Here is a 6,088-nt window from a genome sequence, read left to right on the forward strand (position 1 = left end):
CTTCGACCGTCTGTGCGCCGCCAGGGACTCGAACCCCGGACCCGCTGATTAAGAGTCAGCTGCTCTAACCAACTGAGCTAGCGGCGCCTGCTGACAGAGAGAACTCTACCCGATGTCCGGGGGTGCTCCGAACCATGGGTCACATGGGCCTCTGCCGCCCCGCCCATGGGGGTCTCCGGGGCTCTAGAGGGCCAGGGAGAGCAGCATCGGGGCCGCGTGGCGGTTCAGGGTGTCCGCGGCCTGGCGCAGCCGGTGGGCGTGGCGGACCGGGAGTGAGAGCGCCAGCGAGCCCACCGAGCGCCCGGCGGACATCGGCACGGCGGCGCAGACCGTGCCCACGGCGTACTCCTGGAGGTCCAGGACGGGGACGGTCGAGGGCTGGGCGTCCAGTTTGCTGAAGAGGACCCGCTCGTTGGTGATCGTCTTGGAGGTGAGCCGGGCGGTCTGGTGCCGGGCGAGGTGGTCGCGCCGGTCGTCGTGGTCGAGCTGGGTCAGCAGGCACTTCCCGAGGGCCGTCGCGTGGGCGGCGGAGCGGAAGTCGACCCACTCGTGGACCTTGGGCGCACGCGGCCCGTCCGCGTACTGCGTGATCCGGATCTCGCCGTCGATGTAGGCGCTGAGGTAGACGGCGGCGCCCAAGGTGTCGCGCAGCGCGGACAGCGAGCGCTGGAGCTTGCCCTCCAGGGCGGCCGCGCGGTCGCCGCTCGCGCTCAGCAGGACCAGTGAGGTGCCGGTGACGTAGCCGCCGTCGCCGGTCAGCTCCACGTACTCCTCGCGGCGGAGCATCGCCAGCAGATGGGCGAGCCGTCCCATGGGCAGCCCCGTCTCGCGGGCGATCTGGGCCTGGCTGACGCCACCGGCGTACTTGGCGACCGTCTCCAGCACGCGCAGGGCGCACTGCGCCGAGTACAGCGGTGCGGTCGGCTCGGGGCTGAGCGCCACGGTCTCCCCCTTGGGTTACTTGCGGGTGTACCACCCTCCACGGTAACGGCGAAACCGACCGCCGGGAGAGGGAGTTGACGAGAATCGCCACGACGGTCGTTTCCCGGTCCTGCCCGCCGCGACCTTGGCATATGCCGGTGTCCCGGGACGACCCGGTCGCGATCGGCGGAATAAGCGGAGATGTTCTCCGGTTGCTGCTGGTCGGAGCGCCGCGAGCGCTCCGGACCGAGGCAGTCAACCAGGGAGGCGGGCCACCGTGGCCGACGTACAGGACGACATCATCCGGGCGAAACCCCTCGGCAGCGCGCCCGTTGCCCTGTCCGTACTGGATCTCGCGACCGTCGGCAGCGGCCGCACCGCGCGGCAGGCCCTGGGCACCACGGTCGAGCTGGCCCGGCTCGCCGAGCGACGCGGCTACCACCGCTTCTGGGTCGCCGAGCACCACTCCATGCCAGGCGTCGCCAGCTCCTCCCCGGCCGTCATCCTGGCCCACCTCGCCGCCCACACCGACCGCATCCGCCTCGGCTCGGGCGGAGTGATGCTGCCCAACCACGCGCCGCTGGTGATCGCCGAGCAGTTCGGCACCCTGGAGGCCCTCGCCCCGGGGCGCGTCGATCTGGGCCTGGGGCGCGCGCCCGGCACGGACGGCGCCACCGCCGCGGCACTGCGCCGGCAGGACCGGCTCGCGGAGGGGGCGGACGACTTCCCCGAGCAACTGGCCGAACTGACCCGCTTCCTGGACGACGACTTCCCCCAGGGCCACCGCTACGCCCGGATCCACGCCGTCCCCGGGCCCGTCCAGGGGCGGGTGCCGGGCGGGGTGCAGCGCGCCGACCGGCCCTCGGTCTGGCTGCTGGGCTCCTCCGGCTTCAGCGCCCGCCTGGCCGGGCTGCTCGGCCTGCCGTTCTCCTTCGCGCACCACTTCTCGTCGGCCCATACGCTCCCCGCGCTGGAGCTCTACCGCGAGTCGTTCCGGCCCTCCGCCGTCCTCGACCGCCCGTACGCCAAGATCGGCGTCCAGGCGCTCGCCGCGGACGACCCCAAGGAGGCCCGACGCCAGGTCCTCACCGGAGCGGTGTCGATGCTGCGCCTGCGCACCGGCCGGCCGGGCCTGATCCCGTCGCCGGAGGAGGCGGAGTCCACCGCGCTCGGCCTGGCCGAGCAGGAGTTCGTCGCCGACTGGCTGCGAAACGTGGTCTTCGGCACACCGGACGAGGTGCGCGAGGGCCTGGACGCGCTGGCCAAGCGGACGGGCGTGGACGAGCTGATGATCACAGCCAACACCCACACCCCGGAGACCCGGCTGCGCAGCTACGAACTGATAGCCGACGCGTACGACTTCCCCGCGGGCGCGTCAGGGGTGTGAGGGCGCGGGGTCCCGGGGGCGGAGCCCCCGGGCCTCAAGGGCGTACGCCTGTACTGAGGAGCGCCGAGATCCGGTCCGCCGGCACGGGCCGGGAGTAGAACCATCCCTGGCCCGTGTCGCAGCCGATCCGCCCCAGCCGCTCCGCCTGCTCCGCGCTCTCCACGCACTCCGCCGTCACCGTGAGCCCCAGACGGTGGGCCAGTTGCACCAGCGCCTCGACGATCGTCTCGTCGGCGGGGTTGGGGTGCTCCTCGGCGCGGAAGCCGTGGACGAAGGAACCGTCGAGCTTGAGGGTGGAGACGGGCAGCCGGCTGAGGTAGGCGAGGTTGGAGTAGCCGGTGCCGAAGTCGTCGATGGCGATGGCGACGCCCATGTCGCGCAGCGCCTGGAGCTGCTGGAGCGGACGGCCGGCCGAGCCCATCACCGCCGACTCGGTGAGCTCCAGCTGGAGCAGCCGCGCCGGCAGCCCGGTCTCGGCGAGGATCCCGGCGACGTCCGCGACCAGGTCGGAGTCCCATACCTGACGTACCGCCACATTGACGCTGACCACGAGCGGTTCGCCGGGGTGGTCGAGCTGCCAGCGGCGCGCCTGGCGGCACGCGGTCGCGAGGATCCAGCGGCCGAGCGGCACGATGGCACCGGTCTCCTCGGCCAGTCCGATGAACCGATTCGGCGCGAGCGTCCCGTACTGCGGGTGACGCCAGCGCACCAGCGCCTCCACCCCCCGTACGACACCGTCGCCGAGCCCCACCAGCGGCTGGTACTGGAGGACGAACTCCCCCCGTTCCACGGCCGGCCGCAGGGTGTTGGACAGCGCCTGCCGGGTCATCCGGTGGGCGTTGCGCTCGGGGTCGAAGAGCGTCCAGCGGGCCTTGCCGTCGGCCTTGGCCCAGTAGAGCGTGGTGTCCGCGGCCTGCATCAGCTCGGTCGCGTGCGTCCCCGCGGCCGGGCGCTCGACGACGCCGATGCTCGCCGACACCGCCAGCCGCTGCCCCGCCACCTCGAACGGGCGGGTGAGCGCCGCCTGGACGGCCGCCGCCAGGCCGACCAGTTGCTCCGTGCCCGCGGACTCCTCGACCAGCAGCGCGAACTCGTCCCCGCCCAGGCGGGCCACCAGATGCCCGTCCTGGGCCGCGCATTCCACAAGCCGCCGGGCGACCGCGCCCAGCAGCAGGTCCCCGGCCCGGTGGCCGAGGGTGTCGTTGACCGCCTTGAAACCGTCGAGGTCGAGATAGCAGAGCCCGATCCGCCCGCTGCGGGGGCGGCCGCCGCGCGGTAGCCCGTCGGGGTGCGGCAGGGCGTCCGGGGGCGGTACGCCCTCCGGGCAGGGCGCGTCGCCCGGGCGGGGCATGGCGCCCGGGCGGGGCATGGCGGCCGGGGGGAGCGCGGTGGCCGCCAGGGCGGCGGCCAGGCGTTCGAAGAACAGGCTCCGGTTGGGCAGCCCGGTCACCGGGTCGTGCATCCGCAGATGCCGCAGCCGGGCGCGCAGGTCGCGCCGGTCGGTGATGTCGGCCATCGACAGCAGGGCGTCGTGGGTCTCCGGCAACGAGGTGACCGTCACCTCGGCCCACATCTCCCGCCCGCCGGGCCGTCTGAGCCTGCGGGTGCAGTGCAGCCGGTCGCGGCGGCCGAGCAGGACCTCGCGATAGGCGCTCCACACGCGGGGGTCCTCGCGCAGTCCGGCGAGTTCGGCGGCGGGGGAGTGCCTCAGCAGATCCGGATCGGCGCCCAGGAGTGCGCCCAGGGCGTCGTTGGCGGTGCGTACGAGGCCGTCGTCGCCGACGACGGCCATGCCGAGCTGTGCGGCCCGGAAGGCGGCGCGGAATTCGTCCGACGTGACTTCCGACGTGACATCCGAACCAGACGTGACATCCGAACCATTCGAAGCGCCATCCGAAATGGCATGACGTTGCGTGACGACTGGCGGCGTGGGGTCGGGCGGACCGCCTTGGCCGTCGAGTGTTCCGCTCAACGCTCGCTCCCGCGTGACAGTGGTTCCGCACGGGGTCCGTGCGGGGAGTCGTATGGCTCGTACGCGTGGTGGAAAAGACGGCAAATCGCCGTCTGTAGGGGGATTCCGTGCTGGAAGTGTGGCGAGCATAGAGCCCGCGCAGGGACCGTTCCAGCGGCCCGGCCGCGAGGGGTGGAGCCGTCGGCTTGGGTCCGACCGTTTCTGTCCGTCCATGCGCGTCCGCGCACACTCACGCCTGAGGCTGGATGGTTGCGTCTAGTCGATTGACCGTCCGTGACTGAGTGTGATGTACCCAGAAGTCGGCTTAGTCACTCGACTGGGGTAGTGAAACGGGGCATAACACCGCAAATAACAAGAGGGTGGGTGAGGTCTCCCGATTCCGTCCCCGGAGGTCGACGTGGTGCGTCCGCTGACACCCATGGGAGTGGACCGGCCGCGGCCGCGCCGCGTGGAGCGGTCCCGGCTGCGCCGCGTGGGCGCGGTGCTCACCTGCCTGTGCGCCATCGCCACGACCATGGTCGTCGTGCCGGCACACGCCGCGGGGCCCGGCGGCCCCTGTGCGCTGCCCCGCAGCCAGGCCCACCACTCGGAGGGCCTCGACACCTGGAATCCGGACTATCCCCGGCCGGTCGGGCGGCTCGACGCCGTGATGGTCTTCCTGTCCTTCCCGGACTCCAAGCCCTTCGTCACCCCCGACCGGCTCGCCGCCGACCACTTCCCCGGCACCTCCCGCTTCTTCGAGCGCGCCTCCTACGGACGGTTCACCCTGCGCGTCCACCCGCTGAAGAAGTGGTTCCGGATGCCCCGGCCCTCGGGCGACTACCACATACAGCGCGACTGGGACGGGGAACAGCGCTCCGCCTATCTGCGGGACGCCATCGCCGCCGTCGACAAGGAGGTCGACTTCCGGCGCTACAGCCTCGTCTATCTGGTCGCCGACCCCGACGCCCCCGGTGTGGACTCCGACGCGACCAAGGTCGTCAATCTCGAGGAGCCCATCTCCGTCGACGGCACCGAGCTGCGCCGGGTGGTCACGGTCTTCGAGCACCACCCACCGGACCGCAATGTCCTCGCGCACGAGACCGGTCATGTCCTCGACCTGCCCGACCTCTACCATCGGCCGACCGACGGCAAGGGCGATTGGGACACCCATGTGGGTGACTGGGACATCATGGGCAGCCAGTTCGGGCTCGCATCGGAACCCTTCGGCTGGCACAAGTGGAAGCTGGGCTGGCTGGCCCCGCGCCAGGTGGACTGCGTCAGCGGCCCCGGCGCCACCGTGCACACCCTTGCGCCGCTGGAGTCCCCCATGCACCCGGGCCTGGACGCCCGTACCCGGATGGTGGTGGTCCGTACCGGGGTGACCAGCGCGATCGTCGTCGAGGCGCGCAGTGCGACCGGCAATGACTCGGGCACCTGCACCGAGGGCGTCCTCGTCTACCGGGTGCGCAGCGACACCGCCTCGGGCGGCGGGCCCATCCAGGTGCTGGACGGGCATCCGGGCGGGCACGCCTGCTGGGGCGAGTCCGTCTACCCACCGCTGGCGGACGCCCCCCTGGGGGCGGGGGAGACCCTGGAGGCGGACGGGGTGCGGGTGGAGACGCGCGGGCACATGGCGACCGGGGCGTGGACGGTCCGGGTGACCCGGGGCTGATCCCACGTCGTCCGCTGTACGTCTATACGCCGAAGGCCCTCACCGTGTGGTGAGGGCCTTCGACCGTCTGTGCGCCGCCAGGGACTCGAACCCCGGACCCGCTGATTAAGAGTCAGCTGCTCTAACCAACTGAGCTAGCGGCGCCTGCTGACGT

4 protein-coding genes and 2 tRNA genes are annotated in these 6,088 nt (G+C 72.1%); 2 read left to right on the forward strand and 4 right to left on the reverse strand.

What is annotated here, in order from left to right; genetic code table 11:
* Window positions 1–13 precede the first annotated feature (13 nt).
* A tRNA-Lys gene (locus AB0E98_RS33350) sits at window positions 14–87 on the reverse strand.
* Window positions 88–183: 96 nt separating this feature from the next.
* The gene (locus AB0E98_RS33355; RefSeq protein WP_361710209.1) at window positions 184–942 is read right to left on the reverse strand and encodes an IclR family transcriptional regulator C-terminal domain-containing protein; all 759 of its coding nucleotides are present in this window, start codon (window positions 940–942) and stop codon (window positions 184–186) included.
* Window positions 943–1,198: 256 nt separating this feature from the next.
* Between AB0E98_RS33355 and AB0E98_RS33360 the strand changes: the two genes are divergently transcribed.
* Entirely contained in the window at window positions 1,199–2,308 is a 1,110-nt protein-coding gene (locus tag AB0E98_RS33360) for an LLM class flavin-dependent oxidoreductase (RefSeq protein WP_361710212.1), read from the forward strand.
* Window positions 2,309–2,342: 34 nt separating this feature from the next.
* Here the strand turns inward: AB0E98_RS33360 and AB0E98_RS33365 are convergent, their stop codons facing one another.
* On the reverse strand, window positions 2,343–4,280 hold the full coding sequence (locus AB0E98_RS33365) for a bifunctional diguanylate cyclase/phosphodiesterase (protein WP_361710213.1): 1,938 nt from the start codon (window positions 4,278–4,280) through the stop codon (window positions 2,343–2,345).
* Between the two features lie 418 nt (window positions 4,281–4,698).
* Between AB0E98_RS33365 and AB0E98_RS33370 the strand changes: the two genes are divergently transcribed.
* Entirely contained in the window at window positions 4,699–5,934 is a 1,236-nt protein-coding gene (locus tag AB0E98_RS33370) for a M6 family metalloprotease domain-containing protein (protein ID WP_361710215.1), read from the forward strand.
* 70 nt (window positions 5,935–6,004) lie between these two features.
* On the opposite strand, the gene AB0E98_RS33375 is transcribed toward AB0E98_RS33370, so the two are convergent.
* Window positions 6,005–6,078: transfer RNA gene (locus AB0E98_RS33375), tRNA-Lys, on the reverse strand.
* Window positions 6,079–6,088: the final 10 nt, after the last annotated feature.

It is taken from the genome of Streptomyces sp. NPDC037389 (assembly GCF_040636475.1).
Classification (GTDB): domain Bacteria; phylum Actinomycetota; class Actinomycetes; order Streptomycetales; family Streptomycetaceae; genus Streptomyces; species Streptomyces hesseae.